Here is a 25,377-nt window from a genome sequence, read left to right as displayed (position 1 = left end):
GACGGCTCAGAGGAAGGCCAGGGAGATGGCGTAGCTGTCCTCGTGCATGTGGTAGCGGGTGATCAGCCCGTCGGAGACCTGCAGTTCGACCGCGAACTGCGAACCGAACGACTTGCCGGTGGCGTTCACGCGGTAACGGAACCGGCCCAGCGCCACGGCGGTGCCGTCCTCGGCCAGGATCCGCTCGATGGCGAACTCCTCCGGCGTCAGGTTCTCGCCCGCCTGCTTGAAGAAGTCCGCGACCTCGCCGCGGGTGGTACGCCGGCCCATCCACGGAATCAGCGCCGTGTCACCGGGAGTGAACCAGTCGAGGGGCTCCGCGAGCAGTTCCAGGGCCCGGTCGGCCTCGCCTGCACCGAGCCGGCCGAAGAAGTCTTCGACTACGGAGAGTGTGGAATGCGTCATGCCCCGAAACGTATTCACGGCCGGGCCGCATGAGACAGACCCAGCCAGTGGTACCCACCGCAGCCCTATGAAACAGCGGGTACTGGCTAGCCCCCCACACCGCGCAGATGCTCGGAACACCCCAACCGGCAGGAAGCGAAAGGTCTCTCATGTCAACGGTCAACAGCCCCGAGGAGACTCGGGCAGATCATTCGCCGGGCCCGGCCCCCGCGTCGGAGCGGATGACGAAGCGGCAGACGCTCATCCTGCTCCTGCTGCTCGGCGCACAGTTCACCCTGGCGGTGGACTTCTCCATCATGAACGTGGCGGTACCGGTCATCGGCCGCGAGCTCGACTTCGCCACGGAGAACCTGCAGTGGATCGCCACGGCCTTCGCGCTCAGCGCCGCCGGGTTCAGCCTGCTCTTCGGCCGCGTCGCCGACCTGATCGGACCCCGCAAGGTCTTCCTCGCCGGCCTCGTCCTGCTGACCCTCTCCTCCCTGGCAGGCGGCCTCGTCGACTCCGCGGGCCCCCTGCTCGCCGCCCGCGTGGCACAGGGCCTGGCGACCGCCATGGTCACCCCCGCAGGCCTCGCCCTGCTCATCACCTCCTTCCCCGAAGGACCGCTGCGCGACCGCGCACTCGGACTCAACGGCGCGATGCTGTCCGCCGGCTTCACCTGCGGCGCCATCCTCGGCGGCTTCCTCACCGACACCCTCAGCTGGCGCTGGGGCTTCTTCATCAACATCCCCATCGGCATCCTGCTGATCGTCGTCACCCCCCTGCTCCTGCAGGGCTCCCGCTCGCACGGCGGCAAGCTCGACATCCCCGGCGCCGTGTCCGTCAGCGCCGGCCTCATCGCCCTCGTCTACGGCATCTCCGCCGCAGGCCAGTACGGCTGGGGCGACCCCACCACCCTGATCTCCCTCGCCGTCGGCATCGTCCTCCTCGTCGTCTTCGGCTTCGTGGAGCTCAACGCCAGCGAGCCGCTCGCCCCCCTGCGCATCCTCGGCCGCCGCAGCGTCACCTGGGGCAACATCGGCGGCGCCGCCACCTTCATCGGCTTCACCGCCATGATCTTCCTGCTCACCCTCTACCTGCAGGAAGTCCTGGGCTACTCGGCCATCGCGACCGGTCTGACCTTCGGCGTCCTCGGCGTCGGCGCCTTCCTCGGAGGCGTCACCGCCCCCCGCTGGATCGGCGCCCTCGGCAGCAGCCGGGCCGTACTCGTCGCCGGCCTCCTCGTCCAGGGCATCACCGTCGGCGTGCTGTTCTTCGCCGGTGACGCCCGCGGCTGGCTGTACGGAGTCCTGGGCCTGGCCTTCCTCAGCAGCTACGCCCACGTCGCCGCCATCGTCGGCTTCATGGTCACCGCCACCTCGGGCCTGCCCAACGAGCAGCAGGGCCTGGCCACCGGCATCACCACGCTCACCCAGCAGGTCAGCATCACGATCGGCATCCCGATCATGAGCGCGATCGCCACCGCCCAGATCCGGAGCATGTCGAGCGAGCCGGTCAAGGCCGCAACCCTGTCCGGCATCAACCTCGCGATCCTCGTCAACGGCCTCATCCTCATCGCCGTCGCCCTGCTGGTCGCGCTCTTCCTCCGCAACCGCCGCACCGCCGGCCGCCACTGACCGGCCCGGCCGGCACCGAACGACCGTCGCCGGGGGCCGGTCCCACCCCCGCCCGCGCCCCCGGCGACGGCCACGCCCGTACGCACAGAAAGCGACGAACCGATGAACCGGAACACCCCGCGCGCCCGGGCGAGCGACCACCGCACCACCGACATCCTGATCGTCGGCGCCGGCCCCACCGGACTGATGCTCGGCTGCCTCCTGCGCCACCACGGCATCGAGTGCACCGTCATCGAGCAGCGCGACACCATCGACCCCCGCACCCGCGCGGTCATGGTGCACGCGGCCGGACTGGAAATGCTCGACGTCCTGGGCCTGCGCACCGCCGTCGAGGACAGGGGCGTACGCCAGACCCGCATCGACTTCCACACCCGCCACGAAGCCCTGTTCACCGTGGACTTCACCGCACTCGACACCGCCTTCCCCTACTACGTCAACGTCCCCCAGCCCGACGTCGAAGCGGTCCTCGCCGACCGGTTCACCGCCACCGGCGGCCGGCTGCTGCGCGGCCTGCGCTACACCGGCCACCAGGAGGACGGGCACGGCATCACCGCCGACACCCTCACCGACGCCGGCCCGCACACCATCACCGCCCGCCACCTCGTCGGAGCCGACGGCGCGAGCAGCGCGGTCCGCACCGCCCTGGACATCGGCTTCCCCGGCATCACCTACCCCATGAGCTACCTCCTCGCCGAAGGAGCCCCGCTCGTCCCCGCCGACCCGGACGCCTCCGCCATGTACATCGGCCCGGCCGGCGCGGTCTCCCTGCTGCCACTGCCCCACGGCACCGTACGCATCGCCGGCCCCGTCACCGCCGAATCCCTCGACCGGGACAGCGAACTGAGCACCCAGCACTTCCAGGACACCGTCGACACCCTCGGCTTCGGCCCCGCCCTGCGGTTCGAACGCGTCGACCGCATCGCCCACTACCAGGTCCACGAACGGCTCGCCGACCGCCTCACCAGCGGCCGGACCGTCCTGGCCGGAGACGCCGCCCACCTCAACTCACCCGCCGGCGGCCAGGCCATGAACACCGGCTTCGGCGACGCCTGGGCACTGGCCTGGCGCTTCGCCGCCCTGCTGGACGGCTCCCAGGCCCCCCTCCTCGCCGACTACGACCGCGAACGCCGCGCCGCCGCCGCCGAAGTCGCCCGCTCCACCGGCGTCCTCGCACTGCTCGACGCGATGCGCCGGGCCACCACACCGGCGGCGCGAAGCTCCGTACAGGAGGCGCTGACCGGATACGCGGAAGCCTGGAGCCAGCTCTACCTCCACTACCGCCCGGCCCCCGCACCCACCGCCCCCGCACCCACAGGCACCCCGCCCGAACACCTCGCACTGCCGCCCCGCGCCGGCCACCGCCTCCAGCCCGGCGCCCGCGTCCCCGGCCACCGCCCCGAACCCGGCCGCCACACCTGGCTCCACCTGCCCGGCGCCCGCCCCGACGACACCCCCCTGCCCCCGCTCACCCGCACCGCGGAACTCACCCCGGCACAACGCTCCTGGCTCCCGGCCGGCGCCACCGCGGTCCTCGTACGCCCCGACGGCCACGTCGCCCACGTCGCCCGGACCGTCCCCGCCGACCCGCACACCACCGCAGGCACGACCGCCGGTGCCACCGCCGAAACCGAGAAGGAGGCGGCATGACCACCGCCCCGCCCCGCCCCTCACCCGGCCTCAGCATCGCCGGCACGGGCAGCTACCTCCCCGAGCAGCGCCTCGACCTGGCAGCCGAAGCGGCCCGCCACCCCGACGCCGATGCCGAACGCATCCGCGCCACCGGCTACCGCACCATCGCCGCCGAGAACACCCTCTACCCCGGCGACATGGCCCTCGTCGCCGCCGAACGGGCCCTGGCCGCCGCCGGGACCAAACCGCAGGACATCGACCTCATCGCGGTCACCGCCATCCACCGCCACGGCCACCAGCGCCTGTGGTCCCCGGCCTCCTGGCTCCAGTCCCGGCTCGGCGCCACCCGCGCCCTGCCCTTCACCGTCAGCCAGGGCTGCAACGCGCAGCTCCTCGTCCTCGACCTCGCCGCCGGCCTCCTCTCCGGCAGCAGCCGGCGCAACGCCCTCATCGTGGCCACCGACCGCTTCGCCGCCTCCGGCTTCGACCGGTTCACCGCCGACTACGGCATCGTCTACGGCGACGGAGCGGCCGCCGCCGTCCTGACCGCCGACACCCCCGCCCCCCGGGCCCCCGGCTGGCGCGTCCTGACCATCCACAGCGTCAGCGACCCCGAGCTCGAAGGACTGCACCGCCTCGACGAACCGGCCCCCGAGACACGCGCCCTGTTCGGCGCCGAACACGACGTCCGCGCCGCCAAGAAGCGCTACCTCGCCGCCCACGGCACCGACAGCCTGCGCGAGGCCACCCGCCGAGCGGTCCGCGAGATCCGCCGGGCCCTCCTGCCCACCGGCACGGACCCCGCGCTGCGCCACGTCGTCTACCCCAACCTGGGCCTGCCCCTCCTCCAGGAGAACTACTTCCCCGAGTTCCCCGGCGGCGCCGACACATCCCTGTGGGACTTCGGCGCCACCGTCGGCCACCTCGGCAGCGGCGACCAGATCGCCGGCCTCGACCACCTCGAACGCCACCACACCTTCGCCGCGGGCGACCGGATCGTCCTGCTGGGCGCCGGAGCCGGTTTCACCTGGACAGGAGTGCTCCTGGAGCGCCGCTGACCACCCGGACGACGACGAAGAAGCAGCAGAAGCAGCACACCACCCGAGAAAGCAGGTTCCGCACGTGACCACCGCACCCTCGCCGTTGGAACAGGACTTCGCCGCACTTGAGCTGAGCTACAGCCGTACCGTCGACCGCACGCTGGTCCACCGGGACTCGCTCGGCGAAGTGTTCCTCACCGACCTCCAGCCCCTCGGCGGAACCTCCTACGTCGCCGCCTCCCAACTGCCGCGCTCCCACGCCTACTACGGCGACCACCTGCTGAACCCCAACGTCTACGACCCGGTCCTGCTGCTCGAGGCCTGCCGGCAGGCCGCACTGGCCGGCGCCCACGCCTACTTCGCAGTGCCCCGCACGGACAAGTTCATCCTCACCCACCTGCGGGTCCACCTCTCCCGCCCGGACCGCATAGCCGTCGGCGCCTCACCCTGCCAGCTGACCCTGCACGTCACCACCAGCAACCACTACGTCCGCGAGGGCCGCACGAACGGCCTCGACTACGACGTGGACCTGCGCGTCGGCGACCTCAGCATCGGCCGCGCCGGCATCGGCCTGCGCTTCAAGTCCCCCGAGTCCTACCTCGCGCTCCGGCTGCGCAACCGCGACCAGCGGCCGCTGCCCTCCTCCGCCGACCACCCCGGGCCGGGCAGCGCCACCGGCGCACCCGTCGAGCCCTACCGCGTGGGCCGGGCCAACGCCGACAACGTCGTCCTCTCCGGCATCGAAGTCACCGGAGACACCCTGACTGCCGGGATCCGCACCCCTGGCAGCCACCCCAGCATGTTCGACCACCCGCAGGACCACCTGCCCGGCATGGTCATCGCCGAGGCCGCCCGCCAGATCGCCCTCTACGGAGCCCTCGACGTGCGCGGCATGTCACCGTCGCGCACCTACCCGACCGACCTCGCGGTGACCTTCAGCCGCTTCGGCGAACTCGACAGCCCGGCCACCCTCACCGCCGTCGTCGGCGAACACCGAAACACCGCCCGCCCGGGCGAGCCCGCCTCCTACTACACCCAGGGCGGGATCGTGGAGCTCGGCGACGACACCACACCCGACACCGACCACGTGCCGGTGCGCGTCGAGGCCCACCAGGACGGCGAGAGCCTGTGCCTGCTGACCCTCAACCTCGCCCGGGTCCGGAACCCGCGATGAGCACCGCCGCCTTCTTCGACGTCGACGAGACACTCATCGGCTTCAAGAGCATGTTCCGCTTCCTGGCGTTCCACCTGGAACGCCGGGGAGCGGCCCCCGGCACCTACGCGCGCCTGACCGCCACCCTCCACCGCGCCGCCGCCGACGGCGTCCCGCGCGCCGAGGTCAACCGCCGCTACTACCGCCTCTACGCCGGGGAGAACGCGGCGGCCCTGGCGGCGTCCGGCCGGGCCTGGTTCGCCCGTGAACTGACCGGCGCCCCCTTCATCCCGGGCCCCACCGCCCGCTTCGCCGCACACCGCCGGCGCGGCGACCTGACCGTCCTGATCTCCGGGTCCTTCTTCGCCTGCCTGGACCCGGTCGCCGAACACCTCGGCGCCGACTGGGCCTTCGGCACCCGGCCCGTGATCCGCGGCGGCGTCCTGACCGGCGACGTGGTGACCCCGCTGATCGGCGCCGCCAAGGGCCGCACCGCCCACGCCGTCGCCGCCGTCCGCGGCCTCGACCTCGCCCACTGCTCGGCGTACGGGGACCACAGCAGCGACCTCGACCTGCTCCGCTCCGTCGGCCGCCCGGTGGTCGTCGGCTCGGACCCCGTACTCGCCGCGCACGCACAGCTGGCCGGATGGGAGCAACTGCCCGGCACGCGCGCCGCCGAGCCCAGACATCAGGAGACGAGAACGTGACGAACAGAGTCCGCGCAACGGGAAACCCGACAGCCGTCCTGGCCACCGGCTCCTACCTGCCCGAGCAGATCATCGGCAACGACGAGGTGGCGAGCACCACCGGAGTGACCGACGAATGGATCGTACGCAAGACGGGCATCCGCGAACGCCGCCGCGCCGCCCCCCACGAAGCCACCTCCGACCTCGCCGCCCACGCGGGCCGCCGGGCCCTGGAGCAGGCGGGCATCCGCCCGCACGACCTCTCCTACATCGTGGTCGCCACCTCCACCCCCGACCAGCCCCAGCCGGCCACCGCCGCGGTGGTCCAGCACCTGCTCGGCGCCGTCAACGCCGCCGCCTTCGACGTCAACTCCGTGTGCAGCGGCTTCGTCTGCGGGCTCACGGTCACCGAACGCCTCCTGCGCGCCGAACCCGGCGACGCCCACGGCCTGGTGATCGGCGCGGACATCTACTCGCGGATCCTGGACCACACCGACCGCAAGACCGCCATCCTCTTCGGCGACGGAGCGGGCGCCGCCCTCCTCGGCCCCTCGCCCTCCGGCCACGGCCTGCTCGGCACCAGCCTGCTCACCCGCGGCGACCAGCACGAGCTGATCGGCGTCCCGGCCGGCGGCAGCCGGCGCCCGGCCTCCGCACGGACCCTGGAGGAAGGCGCGCACCACTTCCGCATGGACGGCCGCGGCGTGCGCACGTTCGTCCAGGAGAACCTGCCCGCGGCCGTCGCGGAACTGCTGGCCCGCACGGGGCTGCCGGCGGGCTCCGTCGACCACTTCGTCCCGCACCAGGCCAACGCCGTCATGATCGGCGAGGTATGGCCGGCGCTCGGCCTGGACAACGCCGCCCTCCACCTGGAACTGGCCCGGTACGGCAACACCGGCGCCGCGTCCATCGCCATCACCCTCGACGAGATCCACCGCCGGGGCCTGCTCGCCGAGGACGACGTGGTCCTCCTGTCCGGCTTCGGCGGCGGCATGTCGGTGGGCTCCACCCTCCTCAGCTGGGCCCCCACCGCCCACGCGGCCGCCCCCCGCGTCCTGGCCGCCGCCGCGCGCTGACCCCGCCCTCCCCCCGCCGGGGCGCCGACGCATCCCGTCGCGCGCCCCGGCGGCATGCTGACAGGGGCTCAAGAACCCTGGTGGGAGGGGGTTTCCCGGGAGTTTCCCGTTTCCCGTTGCGGTGGGCTACCCGCGCTTCCTCGACACGCAGGGGTGGCGGGGCACAGTCTCGAAGTGCCGGCGGACGACCCGCAGGACACCGCGTGGCGGGGACAAGGGGGAGCGGACATGGCGATGCGGAGAACGGCGGCGGCGGTAGCGGCGGCGGCGGTGGCGGTGCTCACCCTCCTGGCCGCCGGGGCAGGGACCCACGACGCCGCGGCGGCCGCGGCACCGAAGACCGCGAAGACCGCGAAGACCGAGCAGGCGTGCGGCGTGCTCGCCCCCGGAGCCTCCACGGCGGCCGAGAAGGCCGTGGTGGCGGCGTGCGAACAGATCGGCGTCTGGTACACCTGGGGCGGCGGCCACGGACCGCAGCCCGGGCCGACGTACGGCCAGGTCGACCCGAGCGACCCGGACAGCGCACACGACCCGGAGCGGCTGGGCTTCGACTGCTCGGGACTGGTCCGCTACGCCTACCACCGCGCGGCCGGCGGCGACCCGCTCCCCGGCAACGCCCACCACCAGTTCCACTCACCGCAGGTGCAACAGCGGTTCACCGCCGCGCAAGGGACCGCACCGCTCCTCCCGGGAGACTTCCTGGCCTGGGGTTCAGGAGGCTCCGTCCACCACATCGCGATCTACCTGGGCGCGGGGAAGATGGTCGAGGCCCGGGAATCGGGCACCCGGATCACCGCCGGCGACGTACGGCCGGGCGGGGACTACGCGGGAGCGGTCCGCATCGCGCCCGCCACGGCACCCGGCACGTTCAGCACCTGGGGCACGGACGTGTGGACCCACCGGGAACCGTCCACCGGCAGCCCGCGGGTCCACCGGTTCCCCGGCCCGACCACCGTGCGCGTCGAATGCCAGAAGCACGCCCAGCCGGTGACGGCGGAGGGCTACACCAACGACGCCTGGTCCTACCTGCCCGAGTACGGGTCGTGGATCACCAACATCTACATCAAGGGCGCCGCCTGGCTGGACGGCGTACCCACCTGCCCCTGAGCACCGTCCCCACCACCACGCACCACCGATCACCCACCACGGATCACCCACCACCGTCACCCGGCTCCCGAGGGAGCCCTTCCGAGGAGGAAGCATGCACGCAGGCAGGAAGATCGCCCTGGGCCTCGCCACCATCGCACTGGCGGCCGGCACGGCCACCGTGACCGGCCCCGCCCAGGCGACGCCCGCGGCCGCCGAGAGCGCCGCCGCCGAATGCGGCGTGCGCGCCGACGGCAAACTGTGGTGCGGCAACCGGGTCGGCGCCAAGGGCTACGAGCACCGCCGCTACAACTCCGCGGTACGGGGGCCGCTGAACACGAGCCCCAGCTGGTTCCAGTGCTGGGGCCGCGGCGACCAGCACGCCGGCGGCAACAACGTCTGGTACTGGACCCAGCTGGACAACGGCCAGTGGGGCAACGTCGCGGCCGTGGACCTCCACACCCCCGTCGACCCCGCCCCGGGCCTGCGCGAGTGCTGACCCGCTGAGGCCCGGGCCGCCGCCCCCTCCGCCAGGGGGCGGCGGCCCGCGGACGGGGCCGGCGGCAGCGCCGCCGGCCCCTCACCCACCTGCCGGGATCAGCAGGTCCCGGCCGGCCGCTCCCGGACCACCAGGTCGGTGGAGCCGGTGGTCGCGTCCAGCCAGGCGACCTGACGGCCCGCGCCGGCCGCCGGATAGCTCTGCTCACCGCGGTTGCAGGAGACCCGCTCCCGGCGGGAGCCGTCGGTGGTCAGCTGCCACAGCTTGGGCAGCGACTCGTTGCGGTACCGCGTGTCGGGCGTCTGCGCGACCACGGTCAGCGCGTCCTGCGAGACCGTCAGGTCGGAGGCGACGAACGCGCCCGGCTTGTGCTCGCTGCTGACGATGAAGGTGCCGCGGCCGTCCAGGCCGGAGCTGAGGACCGACATCAGACCGCCGTCGCTCTCGTCGGTGTCCGCCAGCCAGAACACGTTCTTGCCGTTGATACCGGTCTGGCCGAGACCCGCCGGCTCGTCGAGCTGCTCGGTCATCACCGCCGTGCCGGTGGCGAGGTCGACGACCTCCACGCCCAGCCGGTAGGAACCGCCCTGCGAGTACAGCTTCGCGTAGGCGATCCTGTTGTCGCCGATGGAAGGCAGGGCGGTCAGGGTGTTCCACTTCTTCCCGTCGGTGAAGACCGGGGCCTTGTCGGTGGGCCGCATGTAACCCACGTGCCGGCCGCCGAAGATGTCGTACTCCTCGAACACGACCGTGTTCTTCTCCACCCGCAGACCCGCGACGCCCGTCGCCGAGCTGTACAGGGTCTTGACCGGGCCGCCCGCCACCGGACGGGACAGGACGTCGACCGAGGTCGGGCCGTACGCCGTCCACACCACGGTCTTGCCGTCGGTCGCCGGGGCGGTGTGGTACCGGCCGTCGTTGGGGCTGATCACCTTCGGGGCGCCCTTGCCGTCCAGGCGGCCGGCGTACACCGAGTAGGGCTCGGAGCCGTCGTCGTTGGACTTGGAGGCCGTCCACCAGCCACCGCCCGCACCCACTCCGGAATCGGTGGTGTTCAGCTTCCCGAAGAGGGTGTCGGTGTCGATCCCCAGGGCCTGCTCCCAGTCCGGGACGATGCCGTGGGCGTTGAACGACCGCTTGACCGTGTTCTGCTGGGCCGAGGTCGCGCCCAGCGCCTTGGCCGCCGCCAGCACCGCGCCCCGCGCCTCGGTGAACCCGTCGATCGGCGTCATGTACTCGGTGACGGCCTTGTACACGATCTTGTCGGCCAGGGCGCCGCCCAGGTCCTCGCGCATGTCCCACAGCGCGCCGGAGAAGATCGTCGAGTTCAGGTGCACGCCGCCGTTGTCGGTGGCGAACGACACGCCCAGGAAGCTCTTCGAGGTGGTGGCCCCGTCGTTGAGGTCACGCAGGGCGCAGTCGGCGGCCGCCTTCGTGCGGCACAGGTTCTCGCCGATCAGGCCCGCGGCCGGATCGCTCATCGGCGTCCCGCTCGCGGTGACGTCGATCGCGTTGCCGAAGTAGTCGGCCAGGGCCTCGTTCAGGGCACCGGACTGGCCCGCGTAGACCAGGTTCGCCGTGTGCTCGATGACCCCGTGGGTCATCTCGTGGCCGACGACGTCCGTGTCGGCCGACATCGGCTTGAACTCCGTGTCCCCGATGCCGTAGACCATCTTGGTGCCGTCCCAGAACGCGTTGGCGTAGGGCAGGCCGTAGTACGTCACGCCGACCAGGGAGTTGACGGCCCCGCCGTTCCCGTCGAGGCTGTCGCGCCCGAGGTTCTTCTTGTAGAAGTCGTAGACCTGGCCCGCGTTCCAGTGGGCGTCCACGGCCCCCGAATCCGTCGCCGCCGCGCCGAACGCGGTGCTCGGGGAGGAGAACATGGCGATGCCGGCGGGCCACGTGCCCGAGGTCTCCGACACCGACTTGCCACGGGCGTCCCACGTGGCCAGCAGGCTCTTGGAGCCGGCGCGCATACGGCCCGCGTCCGCCAGCAGGTAGCTGCCGGCCGCCGGGTCGTAGGCGATGTCCAGCGAGGTCGCGGCGCCGCTCAGCCGGGCCCCGGACCCGGTCTCGGGGACCAGGTTCGGCGCCGGGGCCGGCGGTCCGCCCGCCGTCGGGCCGTCGGCGGCCGCACCGGCCGTCCGGGCCGCGGGGGCCGCCATCGTCTTCAACGCGCTGTACTGGAGCGCCGGATAGCCCGACCGGGCGTCCACGTACACCTCGTCCACGACCGGCGCCCCGGTGCCGGGCGCGGTACCCCGCACGGTGACGCGGTAGGCCAGGACACCGCCCCCCTTCGGCAGGACGACGAGCCCCTTGGGCTCACCGGTCATGCCGGTGGCCGCCGGATCACCGGACTCGGACCGCGGTGCCCGGCTCTTGTCGAGGGCCGCTCCCAGCCGGCGGGCCGTGGCGGCCACCGCACGGCGGACCGCGACGTCCTCGCCGACCTGGGGGGTGACGTCGGTGCTCAGGGCGGTGAAGTAGTGCCCCGAGGTGCCGGTGACCACGCGCTTGCCGTCCTGCTTCTGCATGCGCACGACGTACTGGCCGCCCAGGACGTCGACACCGCGGTGCTTCTGCTGCAGCCGGACCGTCTCGTCCTTGGCCCCGGTGGCGGTCGCCGCCAGGGGGACCAGGTCGCTGCCCGCCCGCGGGATCTTGTAGCGGCTCTTGTTCGAGGCGAGGTGCTGCCGTGCCGCGTCGGCCGGGGCGGCCTTGGCGTCCACGGGCTCCCGTATGCCCTCGACGAGCACCGGGGTCGCGGTGTCCTGGCCGGGAAGGGCGTTCGAGGGGCCGGAGCCCGCGGCCCACGCCGGCGACGCCTGCAAGGTCATCGCGGCGGCCAGCAGAACCGCTATTCCTCCGGCGGAGCGGAGCTCTTTCCGCCATATCCGTCGTGCGGCGGGGGTGGGCGCCGACGAACCTGCGCTGAACTTGGGCAAGGGGTCTCCTCAACCATGAGTGCCTGATGCGTTGCTGTGAGTCGCCGCCATGCAAGCGCCGCGGGCGGCTCCCGACCAGAGCCGGGCCCCCCTCAGAAGTGGCCATGCACACTTGTGGGGCATCTGTGAAGGCGGTCAAAATCCCCCGCATGATCGAAACCGACCCGTACGACCGGACTCCGGCCCGCACGCAGGACGACACCAGGGCGGTGATCCGCACGGCCGCCGACCCGGCCGCCGTACTGCACGTACTCATCCAGCGCCGCCAGGCCCTCCTGCACCAGGAGTCGGCCGACCTGAAGTCCCTGCGCTCCTACGCCGAGCGGCTCGCCCACCGGCTTCCCCCGCAGCCCGCGAGAACCCCCGGACCCCCGGCCGGCATCGAGGTCCTCACCGGCACCGAAGCGGCCGGGTCCCGCCTCGACACCATGCTCGAAGCCGCCGAGACGGAGGTCCTGATCCTCGACCGCGCGACACGGACCGCCGGGGCACCCGACAGCACCGCAGACGCCGTCGGCACCGGGGCACCCGGCGCGGACCGCATCCGCCGCCTGCTCGCGCGCGGCGTCGCCGTACGGACCGTCACCGACCGGCGCGGCACCGACTTCCCCGACCGGGCACAGGAGCTGATCGCCCTCACCGGACTCGGCCTCCAGGCCCGCATCGGACAGCACCTGCCCACCGCCCTGGTCCTCGTGGACCGGCGCACCTGCCTGCTGCCCCCGCCGCCCGGCGACGACGAAGGGGACGACGGAGCGGCCCTGGTGTTCGGCGACCGCCTGCTGCACCGGGCCGCCCTGCCCCTGTTCGAGTCCCTGTGGGCGCGCGCCACCCCCCTCGGCAGCCCCGGCGGCCCCCTCACCGCGGACCAGCGGGAACTGCTCGGACTGCTCGCCTCCGGCCTGAAGGACGAAACCATCGCCCGCCGCCTCGGCGTGCACGTGCACACCGCCCGCCGGCGGATCACCCGCATGCTGGAGGAACTCGACGCCGGAACCCGCTTCCAGGCCGGCGTCCAGGCCGCCATCCGCGGCTGGCTCCCCCCGCAACCCGACCCGGCCGGCGAGCACTTCACGGCATCCGGCGGCCCCGGCCCCACCGCGATGGCGAACGGCTGACCCGCGCGGAGGACCTCCTCCCGCCCGGAAACGCGCCGCAGGGTGCGGCTGGACGGAACGACCGGGCACGGGAAGGGGCCAGGGGCAGCGGAGCCGCCGGAAAGGACCGACGTGACCTTGTTCGATGTGGCCGGGGCACAGACGCCCTGGGGCGTCTTCGGCCTCGCGGGGCGGCCGCATGCGCAGAGCGGACGGCGGCCCTGCGCGCCGCGGACGGCCGGGTGTACGAGGTCCACGCCCGTGATCTGACGGACGCGGCGGGCGTCTGCCCCGCCTTCGCCCGCGCGGCCCGGCGCCGAGGGGACCCGGCGCCGGCCCGCGCCGGAGCCGGCGCCCCGGCGGGTCGGGCACGGCACCGGCGCATCCCGGCCGAAGAGGCGGGCCCGGCAAGTGGATCCGCCCGCCCGCCGCGTTCAGCGGCGTGCGCGCCATGTCCCGTAGAGGGCGGCGACGGCGCTGATGACGCCGGCGAATCCGGCTTCGCCGACGGTGAGGTAGGTGCCGGCGCAGGTGGCGAGGAGCGCGACCAGGACCACGGCGTCGGGGACGCGGCGCGTCCTGGTCTCCGGGTCGGGTTCGCGGCCGGCGGGCTGTCGGCCGGGGTCGGGGTCGGGGTCGGGGTCGGGTGTCTGCGGGGTGGTGCCGGTGGTGGTCATGAGTCCAGGAGAGCGGCTGCTCCGCCCGGTTCCCAGCGATTCGTACGGGTCCGCCCGGACCCGTACGACCCTCCGTTCCGGCAGGCGGAGTCCGGGCCGGTTCCGGACGGGGCGGGGTGTCCGTAACTGTTCGGAGCATTCCGCATACGTACGGTCCCACCGCCCTCTAGCGTGGCTTTTTCCGCACAGGCAGGGGGGTTTGATGGCAGCCGAAGAACCCGGGGTCGAGCCGCAGGACCGCGAGGCGATCGAGGCGTACGAGGGCGCACAGGCCGCCTTCACCGAGAAGCTGAACCTCCTCCACATATCCGGCGGCTCCCCGTCCTACGCGACCGTCGCCTCCGCCTCGGTGCGGCCACGCCTGACCACCACGGGCCTGAACGAGATGCTCACCGGCAAACGCCTGCCCTCCCTCGAGGCGCTCCTCGAGTTCGTCCGCATCGTCACCACCCCCAGCTCCCTGGACAAGCCGGCCGCCGAGAAGTTCCGGGCCGACCCCGGGCTCGTCGAGGAGTGGCGCGGGCACTGGCAGGACGTCAAGCTGGCCCAGCGCCGCGCCCAGTGGGCGAGCAGACGCCGGCAGACCACGGGCCGGCAGACCCACGACGACACCGCGCCGCCCGTCGCGCTGCCCGTCGAGCCGGACCCGAACGGCTCCGCAGCCCCGTCGCAGGACGGTTCCCCGGCAGATCCGCCCGCGGGCTCCGGGACCCCGCCGCAGGAGCCCGAGGCCCCGGTGCACGGGCCCGAGGGGCAGGCGCAGACGCAGGCGGGCAGTCCTGCGGCAGACCCGGCCGGGGGCTCCGGTGCCGCGGCCCCCTCCGATCCGCCGGCCCCGGCGCAGGGATCCGCAGAGCCGGAACGCTTCGGCCGGGGCCGGCCGTCCTGGCTCACGCGCCGGCTGATCGTGGTGACCGCGCTGGTGTCGGCGAGCGCTCTGATCGGGGGCGGCGCGTGGTGGTACGTGGAGGACGGGAAGGGGAAGGACGCCGCGAAGCACGCACACGAGCGGCAGCTGGAGGAGCAGGAACGCAAGGCCCATTGCGGCACCGGGAATCCGGCACTGACGACCACGCCGGACGGGTGCGCGGGGATCACCGACGGCAGTGACGGGCCCGGCATCTTCGGCCCCGGACTCGAGCCGGCCCTGACGGTGCTCGACGCCGAGAACACGGCCACGGAGAAGACCGGCGGCTATGTCACGGTGGCGCTGATGGGGCCGCTGACCCAGGGCCCGGGCAGCCTGACCGGCGACCGCGCCGTGCACCAGATCGAGGGAGCCCTCATCGCCGTACGCAAGGCGAACGAGGGCAACGCCTACCCCAGGATCCGGCTGGTACTGGCCAACATGGGCTCGGACGAAACGCACTGGCCCGGCGTCGTCGACCAGCTCAAGAAGATGACCGGCACACCCGGAGCCCCCGGTACACCCGGCCCGCTCGTCGCGGTGACCGGGATGGGCCTGAGCCAGCAGGAGTCGATCGACGCCGCGCGGGCACTGTCGGCGGCATCCGTTCCGATGGTCGGCGACGTCATCACCGCGGACGGCTTCGACACCACCGGCAGCATCGACGCCGGCGCCAGGATCGAGGGGCTGGTACGCGTCGCCCCCAACTCCAGCGCGCAGCTGCAGGCGATCGGCCAGGAGCTCCGCAAGCGTCCCGAGCTGAAGACCGCTGCCCTCGTGAGCGCCCCGACCACCCCCGCCGGAACCCCCGATTTCTACTCGAACTCCATCGAGAAGGCGGCGCAGAACCCGGCGACCGGACTCCTGCCCTACCTCCAGGCGGGAGGCATCTCCTTCAACTTCGACGTCCGGGGAGGCGCCGCGCAGACCAGCCTCGGCACCATCAGCAAGAACCTCTGCGGCAAGGTCACACCCGACGTGGTGATCTACGCGGGCCGCGCGACCTTCCTGCCCACCTTCCTGGAGAAACTGCACCAGCGGCAGTGCCGCACCACCCCCATCACCGTGGTCACCGGCTCCGACGCGGCCACCCTGGACCGCAAACTGCCCGCCCTGAACGACCCCGAAGCGCCCATCACGATCCTCTACGTCCCCCTCGCCGACCCCGGCCAGCTCGGCGACAAGACCAACCCCGACCACAGCCTCTACCAGGAATTCGCCGACGACTTCGGCCGCGACCACCACGGCCAGAGGTTCGACCCGGGCCACCTGGCCAGCGGGTGGGCGGTCATGGCCCACGACTCGCTCGTCACCGCGACCCTGGCCATCCGCAACGCCGTCGACCCGCCCCAGAAGCCGCCCACCGTCTACGCGGTCAGAGCGCAGCTCTACCTCTTCGCCACCACCAACGTCATCGAAGGAGCCGGCGGCATCTTCCGCATCGACCCGCAGACCGGCAACCGGATCAGCACCCACACCCCCCAGGTGGTCCGCCTGGGCCCCCCGAGCCCCTGACCGGACGGCGGGGCGGGCGCGTGGGCCGAGTGGGCGCGGACGCCCTGTGACTTCGGCGGACCGATGTCACAGGGCGTCCGCGGACCGGCGTCCGGACGGCTTCCGGCTGTCGGACTACCGGCTGAGCGACCTGAGCGCCGCCGCGTCGTACGGCTTCAGCTCGTCGAAGCGGTTGCCGAGGACCTTCGCCGCCCACTGCGGGTCCTGGAGCAGCGCCCGGCCGACGGCGACCATGTCGAACTCGTCGCGTTCCATGCGGTCCAGGAGGTTGTCGATGTCGCCGAGCGCCGCGCCCTCGCCGGTGAAGGCGCGGAGGAAGTCGCCGTCGAGGCCGACCGAGCCGACGGTGATGGCCGGCCGGCCGGTGAGCTTCTTGGTCCAGCCCGCCAGGTTCAGGTCCGAGCCCTCGAACTCCGGGAGCCAGTAGCGCCGGGTGGAGGCGTGGAACGCGTCGACGCCCGCCGCCGCCAGCGGGGCCAGGATCGCCTCCAGCTCCTCCGGGGTCTGCGCGAGCCGTGCGTCGTAGGCCTCCTGCTTCCACTGCGAGTAGCGGAAGATCACCGGGAAGTCGGCCGGGACGCGCTCGCGGACCGCGGCCACGATCTCCGCGGCGAACTTCGTACGGGCCACCGCGTCGCCGCCGTAGGCGTCGGTGCGGCGGTTGGTCCGCTCCCACAGGAACTGGTCGAGCAGGTAGCCGTGGGCGCCGTGCAGTTCGACGCCGTCGAAGCCGATCCGCGCGGCCTCCGCGGCGGCGTCGGCGAACGCGCCGATGACGTCGTCGAGGTCGGTGCGGGTCATCGCCCTGCCGGTCCCCTCGGTGCCGTCGACGCGGATGCCGGAGGGGCCGACGGCGGGCGCATCGGCATACGGGGCCTCGCCCTGCTTGCGCACCATGCCTATGTGCCACAGCTGGGGCACGATCGTGCCGCCCGCCTCGTGCACGGCCGCGGCGACCTTCGCCCACCCCGCCAGCTGGTCCTCGCCGTGGAACCGCGGCACCCGGTCGCTCTGCCCGGCGGAGTCGTGCCCGACGTAGGTGCCCTCGGTGACGATCAGGCCCACGCCCGCGGCGGCCCGGCTGGCGTAGTACGCCTGCACGTCCTCGCCGGGCACGCCGCCGGGGGAGAACATCCGCGTCATCGGCGCCATCGCGATGCGATTGGGGACGGTCAGGCCGTTCAGCTCGATGGGCCGGGACAGGATCTCGGCCGCGCGGGAGGCGGTGGACGTGGTGACGGTCATGCGGGTCCTCCGGGTTGAGGCTGTGCCTCGTCGGGATGACAACGAGGAGTGCATAGTACACATGCTATGTATCATGCATATTGCCGTGCCACCGTCGTGCGGCCTTCGCGCGGCGCCGCCCGCGGGACGGGCTGCGCAGGGGTCCGCCGGTCCCGGGGGTCCACAGGTCCGCGATAATGGAGCGCCGGAAGGAGCGGGAGGCGCAGTGCTGGAGAAACTGGAGCGGGAGCTGATGCTGCTCTCGCGGCACCAGGTGCTGGCCCGGCGCGAGCGCGACCCCGAACGCCTGGAGCGGTCGGCGTACCTGCTGCTCAGCCGGATCGACACACAAGGCCCCATGTCCATCGGACAGTTGGCGGAGGCCTTCGGGCTCGACACCTCGACCGTGAACCGCCAGACGGCCGCGCTGCTGCGCTGCGGACTGGCCGAGCGCGTCGCCGACCCGGACGGCGGCATGGCCCGCAAGCTGCGCATCACCGGTGAAGGCGGGCGCCGGCTCGCCGAAGACCGTGAGGTCAACCGGTCCTGCCTGGCCCGGGTGGTCGCCGGCTGGTCCCCTGAGGAAGTGCGGGAGCTGGAGGACGCCCTGGCCCGGCTCAACCGCAGCGCCGAGGCCCTCGAAGGACGGCACTGGCCGCGCGCGGAGGAAGCGGAGGAAGGCGGCGCCCGCGCCGCATGCCGCCCGCCGGCCCCGCACGGATCCCCGGATCCCGCTCCGCAGGCGCCCGCGGATCCCGCTCCGTAGGAGCGCCCGCTCCCGCCCCGCGGAAACACCCGCGCACCGGGCGGCGCGAACTCGCGGCCGGCGTCCTGCGCCGGGTGGGACCGGTGCGCCCCCGCGTTTCCCTCCGGGGCGGCAGGCGTGGCACCACGGACCCCTGCCGCACCGGCAGCCCCGGTGGTCGCTGCGCGCGCGGCCGGACCGGGAAAGCCCCCCTCGTCACTTCGAGCCAGTATCCGGCGACCTTCGGTAACCAGTTGCTCGTTAAACATCTCCGGTGAGCGCAGATCAGGGCGCTGATCCCGGCGGTCGCGAAATTCCGGATCATGCCCCTTCGCTGGTTGGAGTCGTGGCGGAATCAACCTCTTTACCGCCGCCCGGTCGGGAGGAAAGCTGTACCGCGACAGCCCGCGTCGATAGCGTTCGCCGTGGCCGTGCCGCCGCTCGTATTCATCCCGTCGCCAGATCGGAACGAGGTGCCGGCCAACGGTGAAGACGAGAACGGCGCTCGCCGCAGCCGAACACAAAGGGTCCGATGGGGGAGTTGAGGTCAGGGTGTCACTGCAGTTCTCCTGAACCGATGCCGCCGGGCCCTGCGAAATTTTAAGCGAATCGCCCGGACTGTTTATCTACCGAGTGCGAGGGTTCATTTCATCGAACAGGCGGAGCATTTCCGTTCCGGTGATGCCCATGCGCCTCCATTCACGCCGGACCACGCCATCCACCGTCGCAACACCTCTGTGCGCTCGCCGAATCAACTGACCGCCGCCGGGCGCACGTTGTACGTTTCTTCTTACCGAAGGCATATTCCAACCAGCGGTTCTCACCGTTGAGAGGGACACGCATGACGAGCCACGCAACCGAAGTCGACCTCGAAAGTCTGCTCCGCCGGGCGCTGCGGACCACAGGTACGGAAAAGCGTTGGACGGCCGACGCGGACGAAATGTGGTGCCGCCTCACGCATCACTCCGGAATACGACGTACGCAGGGCTGGAAACTGCATGTGTCCGCAACCGCCGCCTCCGCACCGGAAGTCCTCGTAAAAGCCCTGGACGTGCTGCTGGGCGAAGAGGCCGCTTTCAAATTCGTCCGGTCACTCGAACAGGTGAGCGCACTCAATTCCCGGGCCACGCCACGGGGGAGCTCGGGCAAGTTCATCACCATCTACCCGCCCTCCGACGACGACGCGGCCCGAATAGCACTCGCACTGCACAAGGCCACGGCAGGACTGGCCGGCCCCCGGATCCTGTCCGACCAGCCGTACGCCCCGCACAGTCTCGTGCACTACCGCTACGGCGCCTTCGTCGGCCGCCGGCGGCTGTCGGACCAGGGCCTGCTGGTGTGGTTCATCGAGGACCCCGACGGCAACCCCGTGGAGGACAAGCGCACCGGTCAGTACTCCCCGCCCCCCTGGGCGGTCAGCCCCTTCCCCGCCTCGGTACCGCTTCCACCGCAACAGGAGAAGGCGGCGGGCAACCCGGTGCTGCTCGGCGGCCGGTTCTCGGTACGGGAGGCGATCCGCCACACCAACAAGGGCGGCGTCTACCGGGGAACGGACATCACCACGGGCGCACCCGTGGTGATCAAGGAGGCCCGGCCGCACGTCGAGGGCGACGCGTCCGGCTCCGACGTACGCGACTGGCTGCGGGCCGAGGCCAGGACGCTGGAGAAGCTCAAGGGCACGGGACTGGCACCCGAACCGCTCGCCCTGTTCGAAGCGGGCGGACACCTGTTCCTCGCCCAGGAGGAAGTGCCGGGCGTACCCCTGCGCACCTGGGTCGCCGAACGCTTCCGCGACGCCGGCAGCGAACGCTACCGAGCGGACGCACTCGCCCAGGTCCGGCGCCTGGTGGACCTCGTCGCGGCGGCCCACGCCCACGGCTGCGTACTGAGGGACTTCACACCCGGCAACGTCATGGTCCGCCCCGACGGCGAACTGCGCCTCATCGACCTGGAGCTCGCCGCCCTGGCGGACGACGCCACGCTCCCCACCCAGGTGGGAACCCCCGGCTTCAGCGCCCCCGAGCGCCTGCTGGACGCCCCCGTCTCCCCGACCGCCGACTACTACAGCCTCGGCGCCACCGTGTGCTTCGTGCTCGGCGGGAAGGTACCCAACCTCCTGCCCGAGGAGCCGGCCACCAGGCCGGCCGAGCAGCGCTTCGCCGAATGGCTGACCGCCTGCGCCGCGACGCTGCACCTGCCGGACGGCCTGCCGGAGATGATCCTCGGGCTGATGAAGGACGATCCCGGCGAGCGCTGGGACCCCGCCAGGGCACGTGAGGCACTGCGCGGGACGGACCCGGCGCGCCGGCCGGTGCACCCCGGCACCGGAACGACGCGGGCGGACGAGCCGCACCCCGCGACACACGCCGCGACACACACCGCGATCACCGGCATGGTGGACCACCTCGTCGATTCCATGACCCCCGCCGACGACCGGCGGCTGTGGCCCGTGTCCACCCTCGCCGGGGAGACCGACCCCTGCACCGTGCAGCAAGGCGCGGCAGGCGCGCTGGCGGTCCTGACCCGCTACTTCGAACTCACCGGCGACCCGCGCCTGCCCGACCTGATCGCCACCGCCGGCCACTGGATCGCCGCCCGTACCGACACCCGCTCCATCCGCCCGGGCCTGCACTTCGGCGGCCGCGGAATCGCCTGGTCGCTGTACGACGCCGGACGCGCCATCGACGACCGCGCGCTCACCGACCACGCGCTGGCCCTGGCACTCGCCCCGCTGGAACCGACACCCAGCCACGACATCACCCACGGCTCCGCGGGCAGCGGACTCGCCGCCGCCCACCTGTGGCACCGTACCGGCGACCCGCGCCTGGCCGAGCTGGTCGCCGACGCGGCCGACCGGCTCGCCGCCGCCGCACAGCCCGAGCCGTCCGGCGTCAGCTGGCCGGTCCCCGCCGAAGCCGTCTCCACGGAGGCCGGCAAACGCTACCTCGGCTTCGCGCACGGAACCTCCGGCATCGGCTTCTTCCTCCTCACGGCCGCAGCCGTCTCCCACCGCCCGCACCACCTGGAACTGGCCGTGGCGGCGGGAGAGCACCTGGTGGCCAACGCCGTGATGGTCGGCCGGGCGGCCCAGTGGCCGGCCCAGGCCACGGACGTGCCCACGGCCCCGTACTGGTGCCACGGCTCGGCCGGCATCGGCTCGTTCCTGATCCGCCTCTGGCAGCGCACCGGGGACAAACGGTTCGGCGATCTCGCCCGCGGCGCCACACACGCCGTCATGGAGCGCGCCTCCCGCGCCGCCCTCGCCCAGTGCCACGGGCTGGCGGGCAACGGCGACTTCCTCCTCGACATGGCCGACGCCACCGGGGACCCCGCCTACCGCGCGATGGCCGACGACCTGGCCCGTCTCATCGTCTCCGAACGGGCCCACCGCGACAGCCACGTCGTCTTCCCCAACGAATACGGGGACGTCTCGACGAGCTGGAGCGACGGATCCGCAGGAATCCTGGCCTTCCTCCTGCGGACCCGCCACACAGACTCCCGGCACTGGATGGTCCAACAGCCGGGCTGAGCGACAGGGACCCCCTGTCGCAACCGCTCAGAGAAGGAGAATGTCATGGAGAACCAGGACCTCACCCTGCTCGCCCACCTGCACGCCCTTCCGGAGACCGACCCGGTCGGCGTCGACGGCGCGCCGTTCGCCGCGACCTGCGAGTGCGTCGGCCTGCTGACGCTCCTCAACACCGTCTGTATCGGCATCAGCTGCGCCTAGCCGACGACCTCCGTCCGGTGGCCGCCCCCGGGCAGCCACCGGACGGAGCGAGGCCGCCGCGGCCGGCACGCCTGCGCACGACACCCCCGTAGACGAGGACCCGACCATGCAGCCACCTGCCGCGGACGACGCCCGCACCCGGGCAACCCTCCTGACCGCCGCCCCCACCCACCCGGACACCACACCGTCCGCCGCCGCCCCGCCCGTCCACGCCATCAGCACGCGCGGCCTGTTCAAGAGCTACGAGGGTCCGGACGGGACCACCACCCACGCCGTCCGCGGCCTGGACCTGGACGTCCTCCAAGGCGAAACCTTCGCCTTCCTCGGCCCCAACGGCGCGGGGAAGTCCACCACCCTCGCCCTCCTGTGCGCCCTGGCCCGCCCCACCGCCGGACAGGCCACGGTGGCCGGCGTCGACGTACTGCGCCACCCCCAGCAGGTACGAAGACTGGTCGGGATGCTCTTCCAGCACAGCGCCCTGGACCCGGACCTGACAGCCGAACAGAACCTGCACATCCACGCACGCCTCTACGGACTGCGCCGCCGCCACGCCCGCCTGCGCACCACCGAGACCCTGGAGATGGTCGGACTGGCCGACCGCCGGCGCGCCCCGGTACGCACCCTGTCCGGAGGCATGCGACGCCGCCTCGAGCTCGCCCGCGGCCTGCTCCACGCACCCCGGGTCCTGTTCCTCGACGAGCCGACCACCGGACTCGACCCACACGCCCGAGCCCAGGTCTGGGAGCACCTGCGCGCACTGCGCGACCGGCACGGCAGCACGCTCTTCGTCACCACCCACTACCTGGAAGAGGCGGAGAACTGCGACCGCCTCGGCATCATCGACCACGGCCGGCTCGTGACACAGGGCACCCCCCTCGCCCTGAAGGCCGCGATCGGAGACGACCGGGTGGTGCTGCGCACCGGCGACGACGCAGCGGCACGCCACGTCGTGGGCCGGACCGCACCGCCGGGACTCGCCGTCACCCTGGACACCGAAGGCGTGACCCTGAGGGTGCCCGACGGCAGCGCCTGGATTCCCCGCCTGTGCGCGGCACTGGAAGCCCACGGCATCGCGGTGCACGCCGCGTCCGCGACCCCGCCGACCCTCGACGACGTCTTCTTCCACCACACCGGCCGCAGCATCCACACCCCCCGGCCCCACCCGAAGCCGGCCGCTCCCACCCCGAGCGCGACCACGGCAGCGAACCAGGAGGCCCCATGACCGCACCCGCCGTCCCGGCCCCGGACACCTCCGCCGGCACCCCCGACGCCCCCGCCACCGGCCGGGAGCCGGGGACCCCCCTGCGCCACGAACTGCGCGCGGTCCACGCCCTGATCTACCGCGATCTGCTGCGCCTGTCCTCCCAACCCGCCCACACCGCCCTGATGCTGCTCCAGCCGGTGCTCTACCTCTTCGTCCTGGGGGGCGGTCTCGCCGCCCTGATCCCCAACTCCTCGCTGGGCGTCGGCTACCAGACCTACCTGTTCCCCGGCATGCTGATGATGACGGTGCAGACGCCGGCCATCATGGTCGGCATCCGCCTGATCACCGACCGGCAGAGCGGCTACCTGCGTGAACTCCTCATGGCCCCGGTCAGCCGGTCCACCCTGCTCCTCGGAAGCTGCGCCGGCGGCACCATCGTCTCCACGGTCCAGGGCGCCGTCCTGCTCGGCCTGGCCGGCACCGTCGGCCTGCCCTACGACCCGCTCCTCCTGGCGCTGCTCCTCGTCGGCATGATCCTCACCTCCTTCACCATCACGGCCCTGTCCCTGGCCCTCGCCGTGACCCTGGGCCGGCCCGAGATCTTCCACATGCTGCTCGGCCTGGTGATGATGCCGCTGCTGTTCCTGTCCGGAGGCTTCTTCCCGATCGAGAACCTCCCGGGCTGGGCCCACGCGCTGGCCGCCGCCAACCCGCTCGCCTACGGAGTCGACCTGCTCCGCCGCTGCATCGCGCTACGGGTACCGGACCAGGCGGCCACCGCCGGCCTCGACTGGTTCGGCCGGCAACCTCCCCTGCTCCTGGAAGGCGCCCTCCTGCTGGCCGGCGGAGTCATGGCCCTGCTCTGGGCCGCCCACCGCTTCAGCCGCCCCGAATGACCGGCAGCCGAGGGACCGAACGCAGACCCCGGCCGGTACGCGCGGCCCGCCCGATCGCAGCCGCGAGGCCCTCGGCGAAGCCCGCGCCGTGACTCCCCCTTTCGTCGCACCGGTTTCCAACTTTCGTCGCACCGATTTCCGGCATTCCTCGCACCCGATTCCGACCGTGGGCTGACGCAACACCCCTGCGCCCCGGCCAGGATCTTCCGCATGACCTCAGACTTCCGCGCCGACCAGGCCCTGCTCACCGCGCTCGGCCCGGTCTACGCAAGACGCCACGTCAGCACACACACCCTGCTGGCCTGCATCGGCAAGGACGACCGGGTCCAGGAGTTCCTCGCCCCGTACGACCTCACACCGCACGTGATCCGCCGGGGCGTCGGGAAGATGGACGAGGAACCCGGAAGGGCCGAGGTCGCACCGGCCGGGCAGGAGGGCCGCCCGCTCACGCTCAGCACCGCCGGGGCAGCGGCGCTCGCCCGGTGCCGGGAACACCCGTCCGTGACCGGTCGCGGCGTCGAGCGCTCCCCGGCCGATCTGCTGGCGGCCATCCTGGACGACCCGTCCTGCGGGGCGGTGCGCTACCTCGACGGATGCGGGGTCGACACGGCCGCGCTGCGGCAGGCCGTGCGGTCGGGACGGGTCCCCGCCGTGCAGGACGCCGTCCCGCCGGAGCTGCGCTCCACCCGCGACGCCCTGGTGGGCCGCCGCCGCTACAAGCCGCGTGAGCTGGGGCAGTTCTGGTCGACGCTGCTGGTCAGGGTGATGCCGATGAACGCCGCGGCGCACCCGGTGCTGTGGGCGCGCCTGGAGGCCGGGGAACTTGCCGGAGCACACCGCGGGAAGGTCCGCACCGACGACGTCCTCCTGGGCATGCTGCGGACGTACGCGGTCGCGCAGGCCTATCCGCACCTGGCGAAGGAGGCCAAGGCCGACTACGACGGCGGCCGGGTCCTGGTCGGGGCCGGGGTGGACCACGCACGGGCGAGTGCGGTGATGGCGAGCGCAGACCTCGGCCAGGACACGGTGCCACCGCGCGAGCTGCTCAAGGACACGATGGCCGGCGGCACCTCCGGGCTGCTGGACCGGCTGCTCAGCGAGCCGGGAAACCGCAGCGTCCGGCTGCTGGCCGCGCTCGACGTGGACCCGGCCGCTCTCCGGCGCCCCGCCGGCCCCTGACCGCACCTGCGCTGGCGGGCCGGACCGCCTCGTGCACGCGCCGCGCCGGTGACGGGAGTCGGAAG

The 25,377-nt window shown here is 72.8% G+C and carries 20 protein-coding genes; 16 read left to right on the top strand and 4 right to left on the bottom strand.

Features of this window, described 5'->3' with window-relative positions:
- Nucleotides 1-6 precede the first annotated feature (6 nt).
- Nucleotides 7-405 (bottom strand): nuclear transport factor 2 family protein, encoded by a 399-nt coding sequence (locus tag JYK04_RS00790; protein ID WP_189746993.1) that lies wholly within the window; start codon nucleotides 403-405, stop codon nucleotides 7-9.
- A gap of 221 nt (nucleotides 406-626) precedes the next feature.
- Between JYK04_RS00790 and JYK04_RS00785 the strand changes: the two genes are divergently transcribed.
- The 8 genes from JYK04_RS00785 to JYK04_RS00750 all read left to right on the top strand — a co-directional run bounded on the left by JYK04_RS00785 (nucleotide 627) and on the right by JYK04_RS00750 (nucleotide 9,190).
- Nucleotides 627-2,021 carry an MFS transporter gene (locus JYK04_RS00785; RefSeq protein WP_189746995.1) on the top strand — a complete coding sequence of 465 codons (1,395 nt, stop codon included), beginning with the start codon at nucleotides 627-629 and terminating at the stop codon, nucleotides 2,019-2,021.
- 102 nt (nucleotides 2,022-2,123) lie between these two features.
- Entirely contained in the window at nucleotides 2,124-3,668 is a 1,545-nt protein-coding gene (locus tag JYK04_RS00780; RefSeq protein WP_189746997.1) for an FAD-dependent oxidoreductase, read from the top strand.
- Nucleotides 3,665-4,708: a ketoacyl-ACP synthase III family protein gene (locus JYK04_RS00775; RefSeq protein WP_189746999.1), complete on the top strand. Its 1,044-nt coding sequence runs from the start codon at nucleotides 3,665-3,667 to the stop codon at nucleotides 4,706-4,708. The genes JYK04_RS00780 and JYK04_RS00775 overlap by 4 nt, the downstream gene beginning before the upstream one ends.
- A gap of 64 nt (nucleotides 4,709-4,772) precedes the next feature.
- Entirely contained in the window at nucleotides 4,773-5,864 is a 1,092-nt protein-coding gene (locus tag JYK04_RS00770; protein ID WP_189747001.1) for a ScbA/BarX family gamma-butyrolactone biosynthesis protein, read from the top strand.
- A complete protein-coding gene (locus JYK04_RS00765) occupies nucleotides 5,861-6,550 on the top strand; it encodes an HAD family hydrolase (protein WP_189747003.1) in 690 nt (229 codons plus the stop codon). Before JYK04_RS00770 ends, JYK04_RS00765 begins: the two co-directional genes overlap by 4 nt.
- Nucleotides 6,547-7,605, top strand: coding sequence for a 3-oxoacyl-ACP synthase III family protein (locus JYK04_RS00760; RefSeq protein WP_229876869.1), 1,059 nt, complete (start codon nucleotides 6,547-6,549; stop codon nucleotides 7,603-7,605). Before JYK04_RS00765 ends, JYK04_RS00760 begins: the two co-directional genes overlap by 4 nt.
- A gap of 228 nt (nucleotides 7,606-7,833) precedes the next feature.
- Nucleotides 7,834-8,712 (top strand): C40 family peptidase, encoded by an 879-nt coding sequence (locus JYK04_RS00755; RefSeq protein ID WP_229876870.1) that lies wholly within the window; start codon nucleotides 7,834-7,836, stop codon nucleotides 8,710-8,712.
- A gap of 94 nt (nucleotides 8,713-8,806) precedes the next feature.
- Nucleotides 8,807-9,190, top strand: a complete 384-nt coding sequence (locus JYK04_RS00750; protein ID WP_189747007.1) for a hypothetical protein — start codon at nucleotides 8,807-8,809, stop codon at nucleotides 9,188-9,190.
- Nucleotides 9,191-9,288: 98 nt separating this feature from the next.
- Here JYK04_RS00750 and JYK04_RS00745 read toward each other — a convergent pair whose 3' ends face one another.
- On the bottom strand, nucleotides 9,289-12,030 hold the full coding sequence (locus JYK04_RS00745) for a M4 family metallopeptidase (RefSeq protein ID WP_189747009.1): 2,742 nt from the start codon (nucleotides 12,028-12,030) through the stop codon (nucleotides 9,289-9,291).
- Between the two features lie 257 nt (nucleotides 12,031-12,287).
- Here JYK04_RS00745 and JYK04_RS00740 point away from each other — a divergent pair, with 257 nt between their 5' ends.
- Nucleotides 12,288-13,256 (top strand): helix-turn-helix domain-containing protein, encoded by a 969-nt coding sequence (locus JYK04_RS00740; RefSeq protein WP_189747010.1) that lies wholly within the window; start codon nucleotides 12,288-12,290, stop codon nucleotides 13,254-13,256.
- A gap of 413 nt (nucleotides 13,257-13,669) precedes the next feature.
- Here JYK04_RS00740 and JYK04_RS00735 read toward each other — a convergent pair whose 3' ends face one another.
- Nucleotides 13,670-13,912 carry a hypothetical protein gene (locus JYK04_RS00735; RefSeq protein ID WP_189747012.1) on the bottom strand — a complete coding sequence of 81 codons (243 nt, stop codon included), beginning with the start codon at nucleotides 13,910-13,912 and terminating at the stop codon, nucleotides 13,670-13,672.
- A gap of 202 nt (nucleotides 13,913-14,114) precedes the next feature.
- Between JYK04_RS00735 and JYK04_RS00730 the strand changes: the two genes are divergently transcribed.
- Entirely contained in the window at nucleotides 14,115-16,334 is a 2,220-nt protein-coding gene (locus JYK04_RS00730; protein WP_189747014.1) for an ABC transporter substrate-binding protein, read from the top strand.
- Between the two features lie 114 nt (nucleotides 16,335-16,448).
- Here the strand turns inward: JYK04_RS00730 and JYK04_RS00725 are convergent, their stop codons facing one another.
- Nucleotides 16,449-17,579, bottom strand: coding sequence for an NADH:flavin oxidoreductase (locus JYK04_RS00725; RefSeq protein ID WP_189747016.1), 1,131 nt, complete (start codon nucleotides 17,577-17,579; stop codon nucleotides 16,449-16,451).
- 205 nt (nucleotides 17,580-17,784) lie between these two features.
- Here JYK04_RS00725 and JYK04_RS00720 point away from each other — a divergent pair, with 205 nt between their 5' ends.
- From JYK04_RS00720 to JYK04_RS00695, 6 genes are all read left to right on the top strand, one after another.
- Entirely contained in the window at nucleotides 17,785-18,324 is a 540-nt protein-coding gene (locus JYK04_RS00720) for a MarR family winged helix-turn-helix transcriptional regulator (RefSeq protein ID WP_229876871.1), read from the top strand.
- 820 nt (nucleotides 18,325-19,144) lie between these two features.
- The gene (gene lanL, locus JYK04_RS00715) at nucleotides 19,145-21,832 is read left to right on the top strand and encodes a class IV lanthionine synthetase LanL (protein ID WP_189747018.1); all 2,688 of its coding nucleotides are present in this window, start codon (nucleotides 19,145-19,147) and stop codon (nucleotides 21,830-21,832) included.
- A gap of 45 nt (nucleotides 21,833-21,877) precedes the next feature.
- Complete coding sequence (locus JYK04_RS00710; protein ID WP_189747020.1) at nucleotides 21,878-22,033, top strand: VenA family class IV lanthipeptide; 156 nt, start codon at nucleotides 21,878-21,880, stop codon at nucleotides 22,031-22,033.
- Nucleotides 22,034-22,139: 106 nt separating this feature from the next.
- Complete coding sequence (locus tag JYK04_RS00705; RefSeq protein ID WP_189747022.1) at nucleotides 22,140-23,255, top strand: ATP-binding cassette domain-containing protein; 1,116 nt, start codon at nucleotides 22,140-22,142, stop codon at nucleotides 23,253-23,255.
- Nucleotides 23,252-24,133: an ABC transporter permease gene (locus tag JYK04_RS00700; RefSeq protein ID WP_189747024.1), complete on the top strand. Its 882-nt coding sequence runs from the start codon at nucleotides 23,252-23,254 to the stop codon at nucleotides 24,131-24,133. The genes JYK04_RS00705 and JYK04_RS00700 overlap by 4 nt, the downstream gene beginning before the upstream one ends.
- Before the next feature lie 210 nt (nucleotides 24,134-24,343).
- Entirely contained in the window at nucleotides 24,344-25,312 is a 969-nt protein-coding gene (locus JYK04_RS00695) for a Clp protease N-terminal domain-containing protein (RefSeq protein ID WP_189747026.1), read from the top strand.
- Nucleotides 25,313-25,377 lie beyond the last annotated feature (65 nt).

The sequence above is a fragment of the Streptomyces nojiriensis genome, from assembly GCF_017639205.1.
Lineage (GTDB): Bacteria > Actinomycetota > Actinomycetes > Streptomycetales > Streptomycetaceae > Streptomyces > Streptomyces nojiriensis.
Note: the sequence above shows the minus strand (reverse complement) of the source record. Positions and strands in the feature narration are given on the sequence as shown.